The organism is Gilvimarinus japonicus, from assembly GCF_042847215.1.
GTDB classification, from domain to species: Bacteria; Pseudomonadota; Gammaproteobacteria; order Pseudomonadales; family Cellvibrionaceae; genus Gilvimarinus; species Gilvimarinus japonicus.
Genome location: NZ_AP031500.1, coordinates 1,690,034 through 1,709,333 on the forward strand (window position 1 = coordinate 1,690,034; position 19,300 = coordinate 1,709,333).

Below are 19,300 nucleotides of genomic sequence, written 5' to 3' on the forward strand. Positions count from 1 at the left end.
GTATAATACAAACATACATGAATGTATGTAAATAGCGAGAAGCTGCTTTTTGGGTGAAATGATCTCTAGCGCGGAGCCCTCCGTATCTTAAGAGCTTGCAAGCGCTCGCGAGTCATATAGCCCGTTACACCTCACCACTTTTTTGGGAACCCGAAATGAAAGCGATGTCTGTGTTGCTACTGAGCGCTGTGTTTGCCCTCAGTGCCTGCGAAAAAGCACCTGCTACCGATGCGCCAGCCGAGCAGGTGCAACCGGCCAAAATTGTTCAGGCGCAGTCTGCGCATCTTAATGCCATGCGCAGCTTTCCCGGTGTGACCGAGGCAACGCAGCATTCGGAGTTGGCGTTTCGGGTAGGCGGACAGCTAGAGTCGTTACCGGCAAAGCCGGGTATGAAGTTCGAGGCCGGTGATGTGTTGGCGCAGTTGGATAAGGCGGTGTACGCCAATAATTTGGCCGACCGGCAGGCAAAGTACGATCTGGCGAAATCGCAGTATGATAAAATTAGCTCGCTGCTGGCAAAAAACTACACCAGCGACTCGGCGGTGGAAGAGGCCGAGGCCAACGTGCGCGCCACCAAGGCGGCGCTGGCCGACGCCCGCGATAACCTTAAATACACCACCTTAAAGGCGCCGTTTAACGGTGTGATTGCGCATGTTGGGGTAGAGAACCACCAAACAGTGGCGGCCAACCAGGTGATTTTGGAGTTGCAAAGCGTGGATACCCTAGATGTGCGCTACAGCGTGCCCGAGAGTTTGCTTGGGCGTATTAAGCCCACCGTCGACCCTAAAGATATTTGCGCTCAGGTCAGCTTTAACGCCTACCCAGACCACAGTTACCGTGCGTGCTTTAAGGAGTACGAAACCAAACCTGACCCGGTGACGCGCTCGTATACCGTGGTGCACACTATGGCGCGCAATCAAGATTTTCCGGCATTGCCGGGTATGGCAGTGACGGTCAGTTTGGATCTTACCCAGCTTCTTGCCGGCGAAAACATTACCGGCGTACTGGTGCCTATCGAAGCGGTATTTGAGGTGGCGGGCCAAGCCTACGTCTGGCGTGTTGATAGTAACCAGCAAGTGCACCGGGTTGCTGTGGATGTCGGGCAAGTACAGGGCGATTACCTTTACTTGTTGGACGGTTTGCAGCCGGATGATTCGGTGGTGGCGGCAGGTGTTAGCTATTTGCACGAGGGCGATAAAGTCCGCGCCTTAATTAAAGAGCGCGGACTATAGGAGACGGCCATGCAATTAACCGAATATACCCTCGCCAATCGCACTGTTGCCTGGATGGTGGTCGCGTTATTGGCGCTAGGCGGCGTGTTTGCTTTTAATGGTTTGGGCCGCTTAGAAGATCCGCAATTTACCATAAAGCAAGCCATTGTCGTTACCCAATACCCGGGCGCCTCGTCGCAAGAGGTAGAAGAGGAGGTGACGCTCCCCATAGAAAATGCGATTCAGCAATTACCTTATGTTGATCATATCGTCTCGACGACCACGGCGGGTATGTCGCAGGTTGAGGTAGAGATGAAAAGCATCTACCGCAAAGATGACTTGGCGCAAATCTGGGATGAGATGCGACGCAAAATTAACGACATGGCGGGCACGTTGCCACCCGGCGCCGCGGCCCCGATTATTAACGATGATTTTGCCGATGTGTACGGGATGTTTTTTGCCGTTACCGGAGAGGGCTATAGCTTTGATGAGTTAGCCGATTACACCGATTATCTGCGCCGCGAGTTAGTGTTGGTGGATGGCGTAGGCAAAGTCGTTGTCGGTGGGCGACGCATCGAGCAAGTCTACATCGAGGTCGACCGCGCTAAATTGGCCGCCTCGGGCTTTTCGGTCGATACCATTAGCCAGGCGTTGCAAGGGCAAAATCTGGTATCGGATGCCGGCCACATAGAGGTCGGGCGTGAATACTTGCGCATTAGCTCGGTGTTGCACGGCGGTGAGGGGTTGCAGGCGCTTAGGTCACTGTTGCTGGGTAACGCCAACGGCCAGCTGGTGTACCTGACGGACGTGGCTACGATCAGTAAAGGCTACCGCGAGCCACCGTCACATTTGTATCGGTTTAATGGTCGGCAGGCGTTAACGCTGGGGGTATCGTTTGGTTCGGGTGTCAATGTGGTCGAGGTGGGTGCTGCGATTAAAGCGCGTTTACAAGCGCTTGAGTATGCCCAGCCGGTCGGCACCGAGATTACCGCTATTTACGATCAGCCCGGGCAGGTCAATGAGTCGGTCAGTAACTTTTTATGGAGCCTAGCGCAAGCGGTTGTCATTGTGGTGCTGGTGTTAATGTTCACCATGGGTTTAAAGCCCGGTATTATTATGAGCGCAACTTTGCTGCTCACCATTGCCGGCACGTTTATCGTGATGAATATTTTTGGTATTGAGTTACACCGTATCTCTCTTGGTGCGCTCATTATCGCTCTGGGTATGTTAGTGGATAACGCCATTGTGGTTACCGAAGGCATTATGATTAACGTCCGCCAGGGGATGCGTAAAACCCAAGCCGCTATTCGCATTGTCTCGCACACTCGCTGGCCGTTACTGGGGGCCACCGTTATTGCCATTACCGCGTTTGCGCCTATTGGTTTATCGCCCGATGCCAGTGGTGAGTTTACCGGCAGCTTATTTTGGGTGCTGCTGATTTCACTGTTTTTTAGTTGGGTGCTGGCGGTAACCCTTACACCGTTTTTCTGTTTTTTATTGCTCGGCAAACGCGGCGCCGATACTGCTACAACCTCGGACTCAAAAACCGCAGACCCCTACGCCCCTTACCAAGGTAAAATGTATCGCGGTTACCGCAAGCTGCTGCATTTTTGTTTGCACTTTCGCGCGCTAACCATGTTACTGATGGTCGCGCTGCTAGTGTCGGCCGTAATGGCTTTTACTCAGGTAAATCGAGCGTTCTTTCCCGATAGCTCACTGCCGATGTTTATGGTGGATTACTGGCTGCCGGAAGGCAGCGCCATACGCTCCACCGAAGCGGATGTTAAAAAGCTCGAAGCCGATGTGTTAAAACTCGATGGCGTTAAGCAAGTAACCGCGACCATCGGTCGAGGCGCCGAGCGCTTTATGCTTACCTACGCACCCGAAAAAACCTACCCAAGCTACGCCCAGCTAATGATCGAGACCGACAACTTTGCACAAATAGACGGCACGGTCGCGGCGATTGAGCGACTGTTAAAAAACCAGTATCCGCAGGCTTTTACCCGCATTAAACGGCCTTCGGTGGGTCCCTCAACAGCGGCTAAAATTGAGGCGCGCATCAGCGGCCCAGACCCGGCAGTGTTGCGCCAACTGGGTGACCAAATGATCGCGCTGTTCAGCAGCAACGAGCACGCCAGTAACATTCGGCAAAACTGGCGCGAGCGCACTAAAGTATTGCGGCCGGTGTTCGATGCCGCAGCGGCACAGCGATTGGGAATTACCCAAACCAATTTAGATCAAGCCATCAAAATGAACGTCGAGGGCGTTAGTATTGGCGTGTTCCGCCAAGGGGCCGATTTACTCCCCATTATTATTCGCCCACCGGCCAGCGAGCGGCACGGAGTCGATCAGCTCGATCGGGTGCAAGTGTACAGTCCGGTTAGTCAGGGCTATGTAAATATCGGTCAGTTTGTGCGCTCGGTCGAGCTCGACTGGGAAAACCCCCTGATTATGCGCCGCGATAAAAAACGCACACTCGCGGTGTTGGCTGATCCGACCTCCGACAGCAACCCGTTTGAATTGCATGCCGAATTGCGTGGCCCCGCCGAGGCCATGGAAATGCCCCTGGGCTACGAGCTGGAGTGGGGTGGCGAGTACGAAGCGCAAGAGAAAGCCAACAAAGCCGTCTTTGCTTTTGTACCCCTTGGGGTGTTGGTGATGATCGTGGTGAATATTGTTATGTTTAACTCGATCCGGCAAACCTTAGTGATTTGGCTCACAGTGCCTTTGGCGATTGTCGGCGTCGCTTGGGGGCTGTTAATCGCCGGTGCGCCCTTTAGTTTTACCGCCTTGCTCGCGGTACTCAGTTTGGTGGGTATGCAAATTAAAAATGGTATTGTCTTGGTCGAAGAGATAAAGCGCCTTAATGATGAAGAGCAAGTGCCTTGGTCCGAGGCCATCTCCCTTGCCGCGGTGAGTCGTTTGCGGCCGGTAAGCATGGCGGCGTTAACGACGATCTTAGGCATGATTCCGCTGTTGGGGGATGTGTTCTTTAAACCCATGGCGGTAACCATTATGGCGGGGTTGGGGTTTGCCACAATCCTGACGTTGATTGTGGTACCGGTGTTGTTTGCGTTGTTTTATCGGGTTAGGGAGTAGGGGGGGGGCACTAGCGCGGGCTTTTTATAGGCTGCACTCTCTGTCGCTCCGTGCCATTCACCTTGTCCCTGTTTTCCTACCCACTAAAATAGGCCAGCGCTCGGCTGGCTGCAGGGGCCCCAAAAGCGGAGTGTCGCAGTAGGCTCTGGTTTACGTAAAACATCACATCTCTCCCACCTCCCTTGCTCCTAACCTCAATCCATGTCACGATTTACCACTTTAAAGCGCACGCTTTGTCACCGATGCTCAAAGGAAATTGACCACAATACAACGGGTTAGCCTGCTAGGTAGGTTAAATAAAAAGACCGCGACCAGAATAATAACGCGCATGCACACTTTCCTCCCTCCTGATTTGGCAATATAACCCTTGTAGCCGCTGTAAAACCAAAGGCTTAGGTCTATATCCTCAATTTTTACCGGAATGATAACGCGCATGCGCGATATACAAATGTTATGACACAGGAGCATCGATTGAGCGATATCGTTAAATATAGATGCAAAAGATGCCAGGGGCAGACAAGGCATCAAGAGCTGTTTCGTAAAGACCAGGATCTGTCCGGAGAGGGGGCGTACCACGTAATCAGGTACGACTTAGTGGAGTGTCTAGGTTGTGAAAATATTCGGTTTTTCAAGTCATCGTATTCCAGCGACGGAGAATTCGATGAAAATGGGAATATTATCCCTGATGTAGAATTGTACCCACCGGATACACTTCGCAAGCAGCCGAAGTGGATGTCGTCTCTTCTATGGCCGTTCGACCCGGATCTTGGATCTGCGAATCAGGAGATAATCGATTTAATCAACGAGATATACATTGCGTTGCAAAACGGTATATCGAGACTGGCCATCATGGGGATAAGGGCTCTCGTCGAGACGATAATGATCAAAAAGGTCGGGGATCATAATGCTTTCAGTAAGAATATGGACCGATTCCAGGAAGGTGGATACATATCGCCTACCCAAAGGGAAGCGCTCGACGCCGTACTGGAAGCTGGGCATGCAACGATTCACCGAGCATACCGACCGAGTGCACAACAGGTGCAGGCGGCAATCGACATAGTTGAAAATATCATAGAAGCAATATACGTCAGTGATCAAAATAGAAAACGTTTTTCCGATGTTCCGAAAAGGGGGTCATAACAAAGCCAATCACAGCGACCGCTGGACGCGGCGCGTGTTGGCGGCGTTAACTGCTCAAATTACCTATAAACGAGGCAATCGGGCCAAGTCTTTGATTTTTGATTCCTGCACTGCTGCGCCATTAATCTCAAGCGTGTTACCGGTTAGCTACGAAGCACTGTTTTCAGATCCCCTGCAGCCAGCCGAGCGTAGGTCTATTTTAGGGGGTAAGTGAGCAGGACGCTCGCGCAAGTCTCGCCAGGCCATGGAGGGCCTGTCGAGACGGCCCTCTAAAATCGACCGGAGCGAGGGCACCCGAAGGGCTGAGATGCCGGGGTGGGTTTTCTTTTGGTTACTTTGCTTTGCCCAAACAAAGAAAAGTAACTCGCCACGCCCGGCGACTCGGGCTTATAGAAAAGCCCGCGTTAGCGGCATCAAAACACTACAAACCAACCCTTACCCCAACGTCCTACGAAACAGCCCAACCGCCATCTGATAACAGCTAAGCGCTAGCTCCGGATCAAACCGCTCGCCTTCGTCGCGCATAAACGCGTGTTGACCGTTTACTTCGTGCCAAGTGAAAGTACAGCCAGCGCTGCGCAGTGCTTGATTAATATCGGCGCGGCCTTGATCGGGGACGTGGGGGTCTTGGCGGCCCCAGATCATCATTAGCTCGCCTTTTACATCTCCCGCACGGGCCAGGGTTTGGTCCGTGTCAGAGGTCGGTAATGTATTCGAGTGCAAGTCTGTCGCGTAGAGGCAGCAGGCGGATTTAATTGCTGGGTTTAGGGCGGCTCTAAACGCTAAATGGCCGCCGATGCAGACGCCCATGGTGCCGACATCGCCGGTGGTGTAGGGGGCATTGTCAATAAAGTCGATCATGGCTTGGGTGTCGCTGTCGTGATCGGGCAGGGGCTTGGCAAATTTGTCGGCGTTGCCTTTGTCTTTGCCGGCATCGTCGTAGCCGAGCACGGTGCCGATGGGGTTAAGTTCGTGAAAGACTTCAGGCACTAACACGACAAAACCGTGACCGGCCATAATCGCCGCTGAGCGGGCGATGGGTGCGGTTTGCTGAAAGATCTCGGAGTAAAAAATAATGGTCGGGAATTTACCCTCGGCCTGAGGGCGGTGCACGTAGGTGCGCATCACGCCAGTGGATGTGGTGATATCGACGGTTTCTTGTTGAATAATCATGCTTGTTCCTTGTTTGTAGCGCTACGGAGTGGGCGAGGCCAGAACCGTGTAATCATAAATAATGTGGCGCCCCAGAGCAGCAACCACAAGGCCAGCAGTAACGCGGCGATGAGTCCGAATAAGTCGGGGGCTTTCATCAGTGTGGTCATGAGGGAGTCTTGGTAGTAAAAAAACCACGGGTGCTCGGGGGGGAATATCCATGTGTGTAGATAGTAAAAGACTTTTTTGGAGCCGATGATTAATACGACGGCAATGAGTGCGGCTATGGTGCCACACACGCTAAGCACAACGTTTTTGGGGCGCGGCAAGGTCGAGCGATCACGATGCAAAAGCACGCCGCTGATTATCATGGCGATAACGGCGCTAATGCCCAGCAGGTAAACCTTATCAATAAGGTGTGCCACATCGGTTAAGTGCAGGACTTCATCGCGGCGCAGCAACGTTTGCGTGTTGCCCGTGCGGGGGGTAAAGGTAATGTGGCTAAGCTCGTTTGCGTCGTGATGGATAGCGTGGTTAATTTGACTAAACAGCTCGATGTGTTGCTGCTTGGAGGTGTCGGCAAAATTGTCGCGGTAACGATTCTCGGGGCCGTAGTGGGCAATATGTTGCTCGACGTCGAGCGCTTCATAGGCCAGAGGGTAGGCAAAGTTGACCTGTGCCAACAACATCCAGGCGACAAAGCCGCAGCTGAGCCAGTGGCCCAGCAAAAATACCGGCCAGAGTATTCGCGATAGTTTTTCTAGTAGAGGCGGCACGTGTTATATCCTTAATAAAAACCGTGTCAGAATCATAACAGCCGCCCCAATCCGATAGAAGCCAGTTAATCGAGCTTTAAACGCGGGTATGAAAAGCTCACCAGCACGCTCGCCAAAATCGCCCCAATCGCGCAGCTGCCAAATAAACCTTGAACGGTGATTCCGGCATCAATCAGTGCGCCAAACAATACCGGCGATATGGCGGTTGAGAGCACCATAAAGGCCGTCATTAACGAGCGCAGCGAGCCCAGTTTTCCGGTGCCGTAAACCTCGGCCCAGAGGGCCCCGGTAATAGGCCCAACGACCCCAATAGTGGTGCCCAAAAGAATCATAAACACCGGTGCCACCCATTGGCCGTTGCAAAAGCCCAGTACCCCCAGGGCGGCAATTAACGGCGCGTGCATAAAGGGCAGTAGGCGCCGGGCGCTGAAAAAATCTACCAGTACGCCAGCCAATAACGATGCCAGCCAATGGGCGACACCGTACATAATAAAACAGCTGGCCAGCCACAGTGGGTCCCAATTTTTGGCGCTTAAAATAAAGCCTTGCTGAATAAAAACTCCGGTCACGATAAAGGGAGCCGCCAGTACCGCCGGCAGCGCCAGCCAAAAACGGTAATCGCGCAACATCTGGCGCCGGCCCATGCTGGTGTCGTTATGAGCTTTGGCTTGCTGCACCGGTGGGGTGTTGGTGTCTTGCGGTGCGCGACGCAAAAAATACAGAATAAGCGGTAGGTAAAGCAGGGGGACAGAGGCGGCAAACACCAGCCAGCTGCCGCGCCAACCAACGGCACCGATAAGTGCTACCGCTAATAGCGGCAAAATAACCTCGCCCACGGGAACACCGCTGGCCGATAGGCTAAGGGCTTTGCCGCGGTCGGCATCAAAGTAGCGCGCCATGGTGGTTTGTGCTGTGTGGGGCAATAGGCCCTGGCCACACAAGCGCAATAGATAAAACCCTACCAGTAGGGTGATGGCGTGGTAACTGACTAGCATGATCAGGCAGGCGAGCATTAACCCTGCGCCCACGGCGGCGGCAAAGCGTTGTAGTGGCCAGCGGTCAATGAGCCCGCCCACGGCCATAATAGTGAGTGCGCTGCCCAGCGTGCCGGCCGAGTAAAGGCTGCCGTACAGCGCCGCGCTAAGGCCGAGCGATTCTTGAATGTGGGCACCGTACCAACTGACAAAAAATGATTGACCGAAGTTGCCCCAAAAAATGCTGACAAAACCAAAGCACAGCAGTGGCCAGCTGCGCTGAATAAATTGTAAATAAAGAGTCAAAAGGAAACCTTGTGCGTGGGAAATCTGTGTTAAAAGCGTGGTGAGTGCCTATTATAGCGCGTTTGGCGTGGCCTCATCAGCGTTGCGGTAAGATTCGGCGTGATCGCACGATTGGGTCTATACTAAAAGTCGTGTAATTAAACCCGTGCGCTAGGCGGTGTTGACATGGCAGTAACTTGCGTGCAAATCCGCAAGCTGGATCGACCCGCTAAAGCCGTGGTTGCTCTGAGCTTGGCGTTGACATGTTTTTTTGCGTTGATACCATTTGCGGTGGCGAGCTGCGATACCCAGTGCAAAGCATCAGCTCAGGCCGGCTGCACTAGGATCAGGGCGCCCATATACCACGCACAAGAACCTACCGATGACGCTTACTATTTTACGCGTTTGCTTAGACTGTCACTCGATTTGACCGCTGATGAGTTTGGCCGTTATTGCTTAGAAGAGCCCGCCGTTTACCTCTCGGATGATCGCCTAAAGGCCTCGTTGCAGCAAGGGCAGGTTGATGTGCTTTGGTTGGTTGCCAGTCAGCTGGATGAGCGGCAAATGCGGGCGATCCATGTACCGCTATTGGGGGAGCTGAGTCACTATCGCATGTTGCTTATTCGCCGTGGCGATGAAGCGACGTTTGCCACCGTGCAAACCTTAGACGATTTGCAGGCGCTTACCGGAGGAATGAACTCCCAGTGGGCGGATGCGGAGGTAATGGCCGAGAACGGATTGCCCTATGTGGCGGTTACCGGGTACGGCAAGTTGTTTCGGATGTTGGCGGCGGGCCGGTTTGATTACTTTTCTCGCGGTATCTATCAAATCACCTCAGAGCTGTTGTTTTACCCGGAGTTAGATTTGGTGATCGAGCCGAATATTCTGCTTAAGTACCCAAGCTTTACGTACTTTTTTGTTCGCCAAAGCGACAAGCGTTTGGCCGAGCGAATTGCGTTGGGGCTTAAAAGAGCGCAGCAAAATGGCGAATTTGCCGCGCTGTTTCAGTCTATTCCGCGCTTTAGGTGGGCCGAGCAACAGTTGCGCGCGCCCGACCGTAAGGTAATCTCCCTCGATCGAGCTTGGCAGGGGGAGACTCTATTGGGTGAATGAGACGTTACACCAATAAATTGGTTAGGCTTGCGCAATAGACGGTGGTTAATGTGTCTAAATCGTCAGCGCTGATGCATTCATCGACCTTATGAATGGTTGCGTTTATCGGCCCCAACTCAATGACTTGGGCGCCAGTGGGGGCGATAAAGCGTCCGTCTGAGGTGCCGCCGCTGGTGGATAGCTCCGGTGTGCGGCCAGTGGTGTCGGCCACAGCTTTGACCACCGCATCCACCAAGTCACCGCGCTCGGTTAAAAACGCTTGGCCGCTAAGCTTCCAGGTTAAATCATAGTTGAGCTCGTGACGATCGAGAATCGCCTCGGTGCGGGTGCGTAACTCGGCGTCGGTCAGTTCAGTCGAGAAGCGAAAGTTAAATACGACGTGCGCTTCACCGGGAATCACATTGGTGGCGCCGGTGCCAGAGTTGAGGTTAGACACCTGAAAACTGGTGGCAGGAAAAAACTCATTGCCTGAGTCCCAGTGAGTGCTGGCCAGCTCGGCCAGGGCCGGGGCAAAGGCGTGGATGGGGTTGTCGGCCAAGTGTGGGTAGGCCACGTGCCCTTGCACCCCTTTTACGGTTAGCTCAGCGCCCAGCGAGCCACGACGGCCATTTTTAATCACATCGCCCACGACAGTGGTGCTTGAGGGCTCGCCGACAATGCACCAGTCAATGGTTTCGTTGCGCTCTTGCAGCCATTCAATCACTTTAACGGTGCCGTTGGCGGCTGGGCCCTCTTCATCGCTGGTAATTAAAAAGCCGATACGGCCCGAGTGGTTGGGGTGCTCGGCGACAAAACGCTCGCAGGCGACGATCATGGCCGCTAGCGAGCCCTTCATATCGGCCGCGCCACGCCCCAGCAACATGCCGTCGCGGACGACCGGCGCAAATGGCGGGTGTTGCCAGTGTTGCTCGGGGCCAGTGGGTACGACATCCGTGTGCCCGGCAAACACGACAATAGGGCCGCTGTCGCCCCGTACCGCCCAAAAATTGTCCACCTCGCCAAAACGCAGCCGTTGTACGCTAAACCCAATACGCTCTAACCGTTCGATCATCAGCGCCTGACAGCCTTCATCTTCGGGGGTGACAGAGGGGCGGGCGATTAAATCACAAGCTAATTGCACGGTGGCGGAGTGTTGAGTCTGGGGCATGGTAGGTCTCGGTTGGTGATTAAAGCGGCGATTCTAGCAAAATTGACGCCCGAAAGCGCGCTGTGACGCGTAGCGCCTTAGGGGTAAATAAGCTACACTTGCCGGCTTTACGGGCCCGACCCGAACATGTTCAACTCAAGGTGTGCCTCTACTTCGTGACTGACCTAAGCCATATTCGCAACTTTTCGATCATTGCCCACATTGACCACGGCAAATCCACCATCGCCGATCGTTTTATTCAGATGTGCGGGGGCCTCACCGAGCGTGAAATGGCTCAGCAAGTCCTCGACTCTATGGATATTGAGCGGGAGCGGGGTATTACCATTAAAGCCCAGAGTGTTACGCTCAGCTTTACCTCGGCTCGCGACGGTAAAACCTACCAGCTCAACTTTATTGATACTCCTGGGCATGTGGATTTTTCTTACGAGGTTTCCCGTTCGCTGTCAGCCTGCGAGGGCGCGCTGCTGGTGGTCGATGCCGCGCAAGGGGTCGAGGCGCAGTCAGTGGCCAACTGCTATACCGCCATCGAGCAAGGACTGGAGGTGATTCCGGTACTGAACAAGATGGACCTGCCGCAAGCCGAGCCCGACCGGGTGGCGCAAGAGATCGAAGATGTCATTGGTATTGATGCCACCGAGGCGGTGCGCTGTAGCGCCAAGTCAGGCCTGGGCATGGAGGACGTACTCGAAGAGCTGGTGCGCCTGGTGCCGCCGCCGGTAGGCGATGTGGACGCCCCCTTGCAAGCGCTGATTATCGACTCTTGGTTCGACAATTATATGGGTGTTGTGTCGCTGGTGCGGGTGACTCAGGGTACCTTAAAAGTAAAAGACAAGATTTTTACCAAATCGATTGGTAAGGCCCATGTGGTCGATAGTGTGGGGGTATTTAACCCTAAACTGCATAAATTAAAAGAACTAAAAGCCGGTGAGGTTGGATTTATTGTCGCCGGTATTAAAGAAATTCAAGGCGCGCCCGTGGGCGATACCATTATCAGTAGTTCGCATCCGGATACCCCGGCATTACCTGGCTTTCAGCAAATTAAGCCACAAGTTTACGCGGGTATGTTTCCGGTCAGCTCCGATGATTTTGAAAACTTCCGGGATGCGTTGCAGAAATTAACCCTTAACGATGCCTCGCTATTTTTTGAGCCTGAGAGCTCTGATGCGCTGGGGTTTGGGTTTCGCTGTGGCTTTCTTGGCATGCTGCACATGGAGATTATCCAAGAGCGGCTAGAGCGCGAATACGACCTCGACTTGATCACCAGTGCGCCAACGGTGGTTTACGAGGTGGTAAAAAGCAATGGCGAGATTATCTATGTGGATAACCCCTCGTCACTGCCCGATATTGGTGTAATCGATGAGATGCGCGAGCCCATTGTCGAAGCTAATATCTTAGTGCCGCAAGAGCATTTGGGCTCGGTGATTACCCTGTGCTCCGAAAAACGCGGGATACAACGCGATATGCACTATATGGGCAAGCAGGTGTCAGTAAAGTACGACTTGCCCATGAGCGAGGTGGTGCTGGATTTCTTTGATCGACTCAAGTCGGTTAGTCGTGGCTTTGCCTCGCTCGACTATAGTTTTACCCGCTTTCAGGAAGCTAACTTGGTGCGTTTGGATGTCTTGATTAACGGCGATCGAGTGGATGCGCTGGCGCTAATTGTGCACCGTGATCACGCGCAAGGCATGGGGCGCAATCTGACCGAGAAGATGAAAGAGTTGATCCCCCGCCAGATGTTCGATGTCGCGATTCAGGCGGCGATTGGCGGCCATGTTATTGCTCGTACCACTGTTAAAGCTCTGCGAAAAAACGTAACAGCCAAGTGTTATGGCGGCGACGCCTCGCGCAAGAAAAAGCTGCTGCAAAAGCAAAAAGAAGGCAAAAAGCGCATGAAACAAGTGGGCAATGTTGAAATACCGCAGTCGGCCTTTTTGGCCGTGCTGCAAGTTGATAATTAAGCCGGACCGACTGTTTTATGGGTAATATAAACCTTCCTCTTATTTTATCGCTGGGCGTATTGATCACCGGTGTTATTTGGTTGTACGACATTGCGTTTTTAGCGCGACCGCGCCGCCAGAAAATAGCCGCCGTCAATGCGCAGTTTAAACGCGATGACGCCAATAAGGCTGATACCGCGCAGGTTGATGCCCAGGATAATGCCGGGCCGAACTCAGGCGATAAAGCGTATCAGCTGGCTATTGGGCAAGCGAGCAGCGAGCCGGCGCTGGTGGAGTACAGTAAGTCATTTTTCCCGGTACTGTTGTTGGTGTTTGTAGTGCGCTCATTTTTGGTTGAGCCGTTTCAGATTCCCTCGGGCTCAATGGAGCCCACGCTGGATGTTGGCGATTTTATTCTGGTGAACAAATACGCCTACGGGATTCGCTTACCGGTCATTAACAAAGAGGTTATCCCGGTCAGCAAACCTGAGCGAGGCGATGTCATGGTGTTTTTTCCGCCGCATTTGCCCGACACCTACTATATTAAACGTGTTATTGGTTTGCCCGGCGATAAAATTGAATACGTTAATCATAAGCTCACGATAAACGGCGAGCCGGTATCCGAGGAACTTCAAGCGGTGCTTCCGGCCGGCCAGCCGCAGTTTCGTTTAACGCAAGAAACCATCGGTGAGCACGAATTTACCGCGCGTAAATATTTGCGTCCAGGTCGCTATAGTGTGCGTGGTGCTTGGACGGTGCCCGAGGGACACTACTTTATGATGGGTGATAACCGCGACAATAGCTTTGATAGCCGGGGCTGGGATGACCCCTTTGTCCCCGAGAAAAACATCGTCGGCAAAGCGGTGGTGGTATGGATGCACTGGGAGTCTTTGCTGAGTTTGCCGAGCTTTGATCGGGCTGGTGCGATCGACTAATGCATTTAATGATGGTAATGGCTGGCGCGTTGCGCAGGGGATAGTTATGCGAGTAAACATAAAACAATCAGGTCTTTCGGCTATATCGTTGCTGCTGGTGCTCGTTATTGCGGCGTTTTTGATGCTGTGCGCATTTAAAGTGGTGCCAATCTATGCCGAGAATTACTACATTACGGCGGGCTTAAAAACCTTGGCGGAGGATAACCCCGACTTGAGTAAAATGAGCACCAATGACATCAAGAAGGCGATGAACCGTTATTACACTATTAATAACGTCAGGAGCGAAGGTGCCAAGCAGCTAGAGGTGGTTCGCAATAGCCGGAATTTGTTGGTGATTAATGAATACGAATCCCGTGTTCCGCTTTTGGCCAATATCGACGTCGTGGTGAGCTTTAAAAATGTACTCGACAGCGACCGCCCTGATGAGTGCTGCAAGGCTGCGGAATAATAGCGTGAACGATATTTTGTTTGAGCGCCTGCAGCGCCGGTTGGGTTACGCTTTTGAGGATTCCGAGCGGTTGCGCTTAGCGTTAAGCCATCGCAGCGTAGGCGCCCACAATAACGAGCGCCTTGAGTTTTTGGGCGACTCAATTTTGAATTTTATCATCGCCCAGGCGCTGTTTGATAAGTTTCCGGCTGCCCGGGAGGGTCAGTTAAGCCGCTTGCGCTCGCAAATGGTCAAAGGTGAAACCCTCGCCGAGATTGCCCGGGAGTTTGAAATAGGCCCCTGCCTGCTGTTGGGCGAGGGCGAGATGAAAAGCGGTGGACAGCGGCGCGATTCGATTTTGGCGGATGCGGTTGAAGCGATTATCGGTGCGATTTATGTTGAGGCCGGTATGCAAACCTGCCGCGAGCGTGTACTGGATTGGTATCAAACAAGACTCGCTACCTTATCGCTCGACACCCCCGCCAAAGATGCTAAGACCCGCTTGCAAGAATATATGCAAAGCCGGCAGCAACCGTTGCCCGATTACCGCGTCGCCGAAGTGGACGGTGAGGCACACGCTCAAGTGTTTACGGTCGAGTGCCATGTCTCTTTGCTAGATACCCCCGAGCGCGCGCGCGCGAGCAGCCGCCGGGTTGCTGAAAAAAAATCTGCCGCACAGGCTCTTAAGCGTCTTGGAGTTTAACCATGAGTGACCAACCTGTTACCCGCTGTGGCTATGTTGCCATTGTGGGTCGGCCTAACGTGGGCAAATCAACCTTGTTGAACCACATGTTGGGGCAAAAGGTGAGTATCACCTCACGCAAGCCGCAAACGACGCGCAATAATGTCACCGGGATTAAAACCGAAGGTGCCGATCAAATTATCTTCGTCGACACCCCGGGGCTACATAAACACGAGCCGCGCGCCATTAATCGTTATATGAATCGCGCCGCTGGCGCCGCCATGAAAGATGTTGATCTGGTGCTGTTTGTGGTGGATCGCTTGGTTTGGAGCGAGGAGGACGAGCTGGTTGCCCGTCAGCTGGAAAACTCCCGCTCAAGCATTATTTTAGTGGTTAACAAAGTCGACCTATTGGAAGATAAAAATAAGCTGCTGCCACATTTACAAGAGTTGTCGAACCGCCTAGGCGTGGCCGAGATAATTCCTTTGTCGGCACTGCGTGGCTCTAACCTTGATCGTCTGGAAAGCATTATTCTCAATTACATCCCCGAAGGGATGCATATGTTTGATGAAGATCAGTTTACAGATCGTTCGGCGCGCTTTATGGTTGCCGAGATTGTCCGCGAGAAGATCACCCGTCAGCTAGGTGATGAATTGCCCCACCAAATGGCGGTTGAGATCGAACAGTACGAGCAGCGCGGCCCAGTGCTACACATTGGTGCGGTTATTTTGGTTGAGCGGGAAGGGCAAAAGCGTATTCTGATTGGCAATAAAGGCGATCGAATTAAGCAGATTGGACAGCAGGCGCGGCTCGATATGGAAAAGCTGCTCGACAGCAAGATTATGCTCAACCTTTGGGTAAAAGTTAAATCGGGTTGGTCGGATGATGATCGCGCTTTGCGCAGCCTAGGGTACGACGACTTATAAACTTATGCACCGCATCGAGCTGCAACCCGCTTTTGTTGTGCACGCCAGGCCCTATCGGGACACCAGTTTCCTTGTTGATTGTTTTACGCCAGATCACGGTCGCGTGTGTGCTGTCGCACGGGGTGTTCGCCGCGGTAAAAACAATCAACGCTCTTTGCTCAACCCCTTTATCCCTTTATTGATCTCACTGCAAGGCAAAAGCTCTCTTAAGTTGTTAACCGGAATCGAGACTAGTGGGCATCGCTTGGATTTAGTCGGCACGCGGTTATTTTCTGGTTTGTATCTCAATGAATTGTTGCTGCGGGTGTTGTCCGAATGGGATAGCTGCCCGGACTTATTCCGTCATTACACGGAGGCACTGGGGGAGCTCGCCTGCGAGGTTGATGTAGAGCTTGTCTTACGTCGTTTTGAGAAACACTTGCTGCAGGAGTTGGGCTACGGTATTGATTGGCGTTGTGATGCTGACACCGGGCAGCTGCTAAAACCTGATGCCTGGTATAGGCTGGATACCCAGTCGGGTTTTATTCCTGTAGGCGCGGCTGGGCTAGCGAACACTTATTCTGGTGCTTGCCTGATGGATATTGCCAGTGATCAGTACGCGTTGCCAGATACCAAAAGAGTCGCCAAGCATATTAGCCGAGCGCTATTGCGGCCGCTGTTGGGCGAGCAGCCGCTGAAGTCTCGCCAATTGTTTTTATAGTGCCGCGCGCCTACGCGCTGGGCGAATTAAACCCAAATAAAACGTCTATGTTTCGCCCCTGACGCCATTGTTTAATATGGTCTATGGCTTTGTTTAAGCAGATGATGGTGGGTTCAAGGTCACTGGTTTGCCCGGCACTTAACGCTTTGTCCATCAGCCCGGTGATGCTGCGCAGGTGAGGCACTCCGGTATAGCAGCTACTGCCATACAGTTTGTGGATGTGATCTTGTAATAGCGTAAAGTCCTGGGTTTGATAGGCCGAATTTAACGCCTGTTGCTCTGTGTCCAGACTGTCGATCAGCATTGTGAGCATGTCTCGGGCGAGGTCGGCTTTATGATTAGCCAGCGCCAAGCACTGGGAGATATTAACCGGGCTTCCGGGCTCTTCCGGCAGACTGTCGTCGGTTGTTGGTACCGGTGTTTGGCGCTGCTGGGTTAATGATAGACCGGTCCAGCGGTTTAACATTTGTGCGAGTAAAGCCTCGGACACGGGTTTGCGAATACAGTCATCGAGCCCGGCGATTAACAATTCGGTTTTGTGCTCGGTCAGGGTGTGTGCGGTTAAGGCGACAACCGGTGTGCGCTTGCCATAGGCGCCCTCGCGATCGCGAAGTATCTGCGTGGTCTCCATGCCGTCCATTCCCGGCATTTGAATGTCCATAAAAATTAAATCAAATTTCCCTGGGGCAAACAAGCTAACGGCTTGTTCGCCGCTGTTGGCCTGAGTGACCTCGACGTTCAAATCACGCAATAGCTCAGTGGTGAGTTGTAAGTTGGCGTTATTGTCATCCACCAATAAAATTCGTTGTTGTGGGCCGGGCAGCGCCTCGGGCTTACGCTCAGTATCGTTAAGGTCGACATCAAGACTGTGGCTAATGGCGCTTAATAGGTGATCGTAAGTGATTGGCTTGGTGACAAACTCAATCGCTCCGCTATTGTCGTGCTGGGTAAAAACATCCATGTGGGCGCTAATGCAGCACACAATCACCTTACAAGAAAACTCCAGTTCTAGTTGTTCGGCGAGATTGCCAAGTAGCGCGGGGGGGAGCTTGCGCTCGTCCGGGGCGACGTCGAGAATCATTAAATGACACGGGCGGCCAGCCAATCCTTCGTTGCGCAGTCGCGGAAAGATATCGTGCACGGATTCAATCCAAAGGGTTTGCGCTTGCCAGCAATCGGCAAGACTTTCGAGCTGGCGATAGCTGAGAGGGTTATCGCTGCAAATCAGGATACGCTTGTCTTTTAGTCCATTTTGCTCGGGTGCCGCGTAATTGGGGTCGACTCCCAGTTTGGCGGTAAACCAAAAGGTCGCGCCTTTGTTGGGGCAGCTGTCAACGCCCACTTCGCCCTGCATTCGATCCACCAAGCCTTTACAGATGGCGAGCCCGAGCCCGGTGCCGCCGTGCTCGCGACTGCTGGATGAGTCCGCTTGCGCAAACGCCGAAAACAGCTGCGCTTGCTGCTCTTTGCTAAGACCGATGCCTTCGTCTCGTACGACCACTTTAATGGTGACTTGGTTTTCGACAAAGTGTTGCAGCATAAACTCAATGCTAATGGTGCCGCGCTGGCTGAATTTAATGGCGTTACCCAGCAGATTGGATAGCACCTGACCGAATCGCAATGGATCGCCCATTAGCTGGGGCGGGATGTTGTTGTCGATAATGGTGACAATCTGTAGGTTTTTTTCTTGCGCTTCAAATGTGAGTGCGTCGACGGTAGTCTCTGCCAAGGTGCGCAGCGTCATCGAGACGTAGTCGAGTACTAGTTTGCCCGACTCGATTTTGGAGAAATCGAGAATGTCATTAATGATCGCCATTAGGTTCTGGGCGGAGTCGTGAATGGTTTGCACGTAGTTTTTTTGCCGCTTGTCCAGCTCGGTTTTTAGCGCGAGGTTGGTAAAGCCGATAATACCATTGAGTGGGGTGCGGATTTCGTGACTGGTGTTGGCGAGAAACTCTGATTTAATTTGACTGGCCGCCAGCGCCTCTTTGCGGGCCATATCGAGTTCAATGTTTTGCACCTCAATGGTTTCTAGAGTCTCACGTAAGTCGTCCATCGACTGGTCGATGTGTTGCTGCATGTCTTGTTGCGCGAGTTCTTGTGTGCTGGCCATGGCATTTACGGCACTTGCCAGGCGCTGAAATTCATCGGCAAAGCTACCGTTTACCCGAGCGTCGAGCTGGCCGGCGCTAATCTTATTGACGACCTGCCGAATATTGGCGAGTGGGTCGATAATATTACCGTGTAGTTTTATTGCGAGGTAACCGGCTAAAAGTAAGCAGGCCGTGGTTGCCAGTACCACAATTAACAGCATTTGATATACCGTTACCCAGTAAGAAGACAATACTAATTCAATATCCAGCCAGCCTAAGCTTTGCTGTTTATTCGCATCGACGATTGGGTAGCGAAACCGGTAGCCATTGTCGGTGCGGGTCATTTGGCCATGGGGATCGAGGTTGGCGGGGGTGATGTCCCCGATGTTAAAACGGGGGCCGCTGTGTAAATGGCGATTGTTGCGCGTGTCATATAAATGGACGGCACGTACCATGGGCTCTTCTAACGTGGCCTGGATCAGGCTTTCTAGCAGCTCTGTTTGACCGTTACTCAGGGCGACGTGAACCAGATGAGCGGTTTTTTCGGTAAGTAGCAATCCGCGCTGCTCGACAAAGTTGTTGAGCTTCGAGATATAAAGAAAAGTCAGGGTCGCCGATAGCAGCACTGTAATACTGATCGCGGGGAGTAAGATAAGTCGCCAGACTTCGGTTTTGACGCTGTTTGGTTTCATGGGGTGCGGTA

General features: G+C 52.9%; 15 protein-coding genes. 10 read left to right on the forward strand and 5 right to left on the reverse strand.

The genetic code is table 11. The features are described from left to right. The first annotated feature begins 155 nt into the window (after nucleotides 1-155). From ACGHAD_RS07015 to ACGHAD_RS07025, 3 genes are all read left to right on the forward strand, one after another. A complete protein-coding gene (locus ACGHAD_RS07015; protein WP_382416115.1) occupies nucleotides 156-1,232 on the forward strand; it encodes an efflux RND transporter periplasmic adaptor subunit in 1,077 nt (358 codons plus the stop codon). Nucleotides 1,233-1,241: 9 nt separating this feature from the next. After that, entirely contained in the window at nucleotides 1,242-4,310 is a 3,069-nt protein-coding gene (locus tag ACGHAD_RS07020) for an efflux RND transporter permease subunit (RefSeq protein WP_382416113.1), read from the forward strand. Nucleotides 4,311-4,781: 471 nt separating this feature from the next. After that, complete coding sequence (locus tag ACGHAD_RS07025; RefSeq protein WP_382416112.1) at nucleotides 4,782-5,450, forward strand: DUF4145 domain-containing protein; 669 nt, start codon at nucleotides 4,782-4,784, stop codon at nucleotides 5,448-5,450. Between the two features lie 435 nt (nucleotides 5,451-5,885). Here the strand turns inward: ACGHAD_RS07025 and ACGHAD_RS07030 are convergent, their stop codons facing one another. The 3 genes from ACGHAD_RS07030 to ACGHAD_RS07040 form a co-directional block, all read right to left on the reverse strand. Then, entirely contained in the window at nucleotides 5,886-6,623 is a 738-nt protein-coding gene (locus ACGHAD_RS07030; protein ID WP_382416111.1) for a dienelactone hydrolase family protein, read from the reverse strand. Then, nucleotides 6,620-7,378 (reverse strand): DUF1461 domain-containing protein, encoded by a 759-nt coding sequence (locus tag ACGHAD_RS07035; RefSeq protein ID WP_382416109.1) that lies wholly within the window; start codon nucleotides 7,376-7,378, stop codon nucleotides 6,620-6,622. Before ACGHAD_RS07035 ends, ACGHAD_RS07030 begins: the two co-directional genes overlap by 4 nt. A 65-nt stretch (nucleotides 7,379-7,443) precedes the next feature. Next, entirely contained in the window at nucleotides 7,444-8,658 is a 1,215-nt protein-coding gene (locus ACGHAD_RS07040; protein ID WP_382416107.1) for an MFS transporter, read from the reverse strand. A 165-nt stretch (nucleotides 8,659-8,823) separates the two neighbouring features. Here ACGHAD_RS07040 and ACGHAD_RS07045 point away from each other — a divergent pair, with 165 nt between their 5' ends. Next, nucleotides 8,824-9,750, forward strand: coding sequence for a substrate-binding periplasmic protein (locus tag ACGHAD_RS07045; protein WP_382416105.1), 927 nt, complete (start codon nucleotides 8,824-8,826; stop codon nucleotides 9,748-9,750). A 4-nt stretch (nucleotides 9,751-9,754) separates the two neighbouring features. Here ACGHAD_RS07045 and dapE read toward each other — a convergent pair whose 3' ends face one another. After that, nucleotides 9,755-10,897, reverse strand: coding sequence for a succinyl-diaminopimelate desuccinylase (gene dapE, locus ACGHAD_RS07050; RefSeq protein ID WP_382416103.1), 1,143 nt, complete (start codon nucleotides 10,895-10,897; stop codon nucleotides 9,755-9,757). 155 nt (nucleotides 10,898-11,052) lie between these two features. On the opposite strand from dapE, the gene lepA reads away from it, so the two are divergent. From lepA to recO, 6 genes are read left to right on the forward strand one after another with little or no spacing between them, the layout of a single operon-like run. Next, nucleotides 11,053-12,855 (forward strand): translation elongation factor 4, encoded by a 1,803-nt coding sequence (gene lepA, locus ACGHAD_RS07055; protein ID WP_339615577.1) that lies wholly within the window; start codon nucleotides 11,053-11,055, stop codon nucleotides 12,853-12,855. Between the two features lie 17 nt (nucleotides 12,856-12,872). After that, on the forward strand, nucleotides 12,873-13,769 hold the full coding sequence (lepB, locus tag ACGHAD_RS07060) for a signal peptidase I (RefSeq protein ID WP_382416101.1): 897 nt from the start codon (nucleotides 12,873-12,875) through the stop codon (nucleotides 13,767-13,769). Between the two features lie 46 nt (nucleotides 13,770-13,815). Then, on the forward strand, nucleotides 13,816-14,217 hold the full coding sequence (locus tag ACGHAD_RS07065) for a DUF4845 domain-containing protein (RefSeq protein WP_339615575.1): 402 nt from the start codon (nucleotides 13,816-13,818) through the stop codon (nucleotides 14,215-14,217). A 4-nt stretch (nucleotides 14,218-14,221) separates the two neighbouring features. After that, nucleotides 14,222-14,899 (forward strand): ribonuclease III, encoded by a 678-nt coding sequence (rnc, locus tag ACGHAD_RS07070; RefSeq protein ID WP_382416099.1) that lies wholly within the window; start codon nucleotides 14,222-14,224, stop codon nucleotides 14,897-14,899. Nucleotides 14,900-14,901: 2 nt separating this feature from the next. Next, nucleotides 14,902-15,804, forward strand: coding sequence for a GTPase Era (era, locus tag ACGHAD_RS07075; protein WP_339615573.1), 903 nt, complete (start codon nucleotides 14,902-14,904; stop codon nucleotides 15,802-15,804). A 4-nt stretch (nucleotides 15,805-15,808) separates the two neighbouring features. Continuing rightward, entirely contained in the window at nucleotides 15,809-16,504 is a 696-nt protein-coding gene (recO, locus tag ACGHAD_RS07080) for a DNA repair protein RecO (RefSeq protein WP_382416097.1), read from the forward strand. 10 nt (nucleotides 16,505-16,514) lie between these two features. On the opposite strand, the gene ACGHAD_RS07085 is transcribed toward recO, so the two are convergent. After that, on the reverse strand, nucleotides 16,515-19,289 hold the full coding sequence (locus tag ACGHAD_RS07085) for a response regulator (RefSeq protein ID WP_382416095.1): 2,775 nt from the start codon (nucleotides 19,287-19,289) through the stop codon (nucleotides 16,515-16,517). Between the last annotated feature and the right edge of the window lie 11 nt (nucleotides 19,290-19,300).

Bases quoted from the DNA above. Each gene is read 5' to 3' on its own strand.
- ACGHAD_RS07015 (WP_382416115.1), top strand. From the start codon at position 156: ATGAAAGCGATGTCTGTGTTGCTACTGAGCGCTGTGTTTGCCCTCAGT.
- ACGHAD_RS07020 (WP_382416113.1), top strand. From the start codon at position 1,242: ATGCAATTAACCGAATATACCCTCGCCAATCGCACTGTTGCCTGGATG.
- ACGHAD_RS07030 (WP_382416111.1), bottom strand. From the start codon at position 6,623: ATGATTATTCAACAAGAAACCGTCGATATCACCACATCCACTGGCGTG.
- ACGHAD_RS07045 (WP_382416105.1), top strand. From the start codon at position 8,824: ATGGCAGTAACTTGCGTGCAAATCCGCAAGCTGGATCGACCCGCTAAA.
- dapE (WP_382416103.1), bottom strand. From the start codon at position 10,897: ATGCCCCAGACTCAACACTCCGCCACCGTGCAATTAGCTTGTGATTTA.
- lepB (WP_382416101.1), top strand. From the start codon at position 12,873: ATGGGTAATATAAACCTTCCTCTTATTTTATCGCTGGGCGTATTGATC.
- ACGHAD_RS07065 (WP_339615575.1), top strand. From the start codon at position 13,816: ATGCGAGTAAACATAAAACAATCAGGTCTTTCGGCTATATCGTTGCTG.
- era (WP_339615573.1), top strand. From the start codon at position 14,902: ATGAGTGACCAACCTGTTACCCGCTGTGGCTATGTTGCCATTGTGGGT.
- recO (WP_382416097.1), top strand. From the start codon at position 15,809: ATGCACCGCATCGAGCTGCAACCCGCTTTTGTTGTGCACGCCAGGCCC.
- ACGHAD_RS07085 (WP_382416095.1), bottom strand. From the start codon at position 19,289: ATGAAACCAAACAGCGTCAAAACCGAAGTCTGGCGACTTATCTTACTC.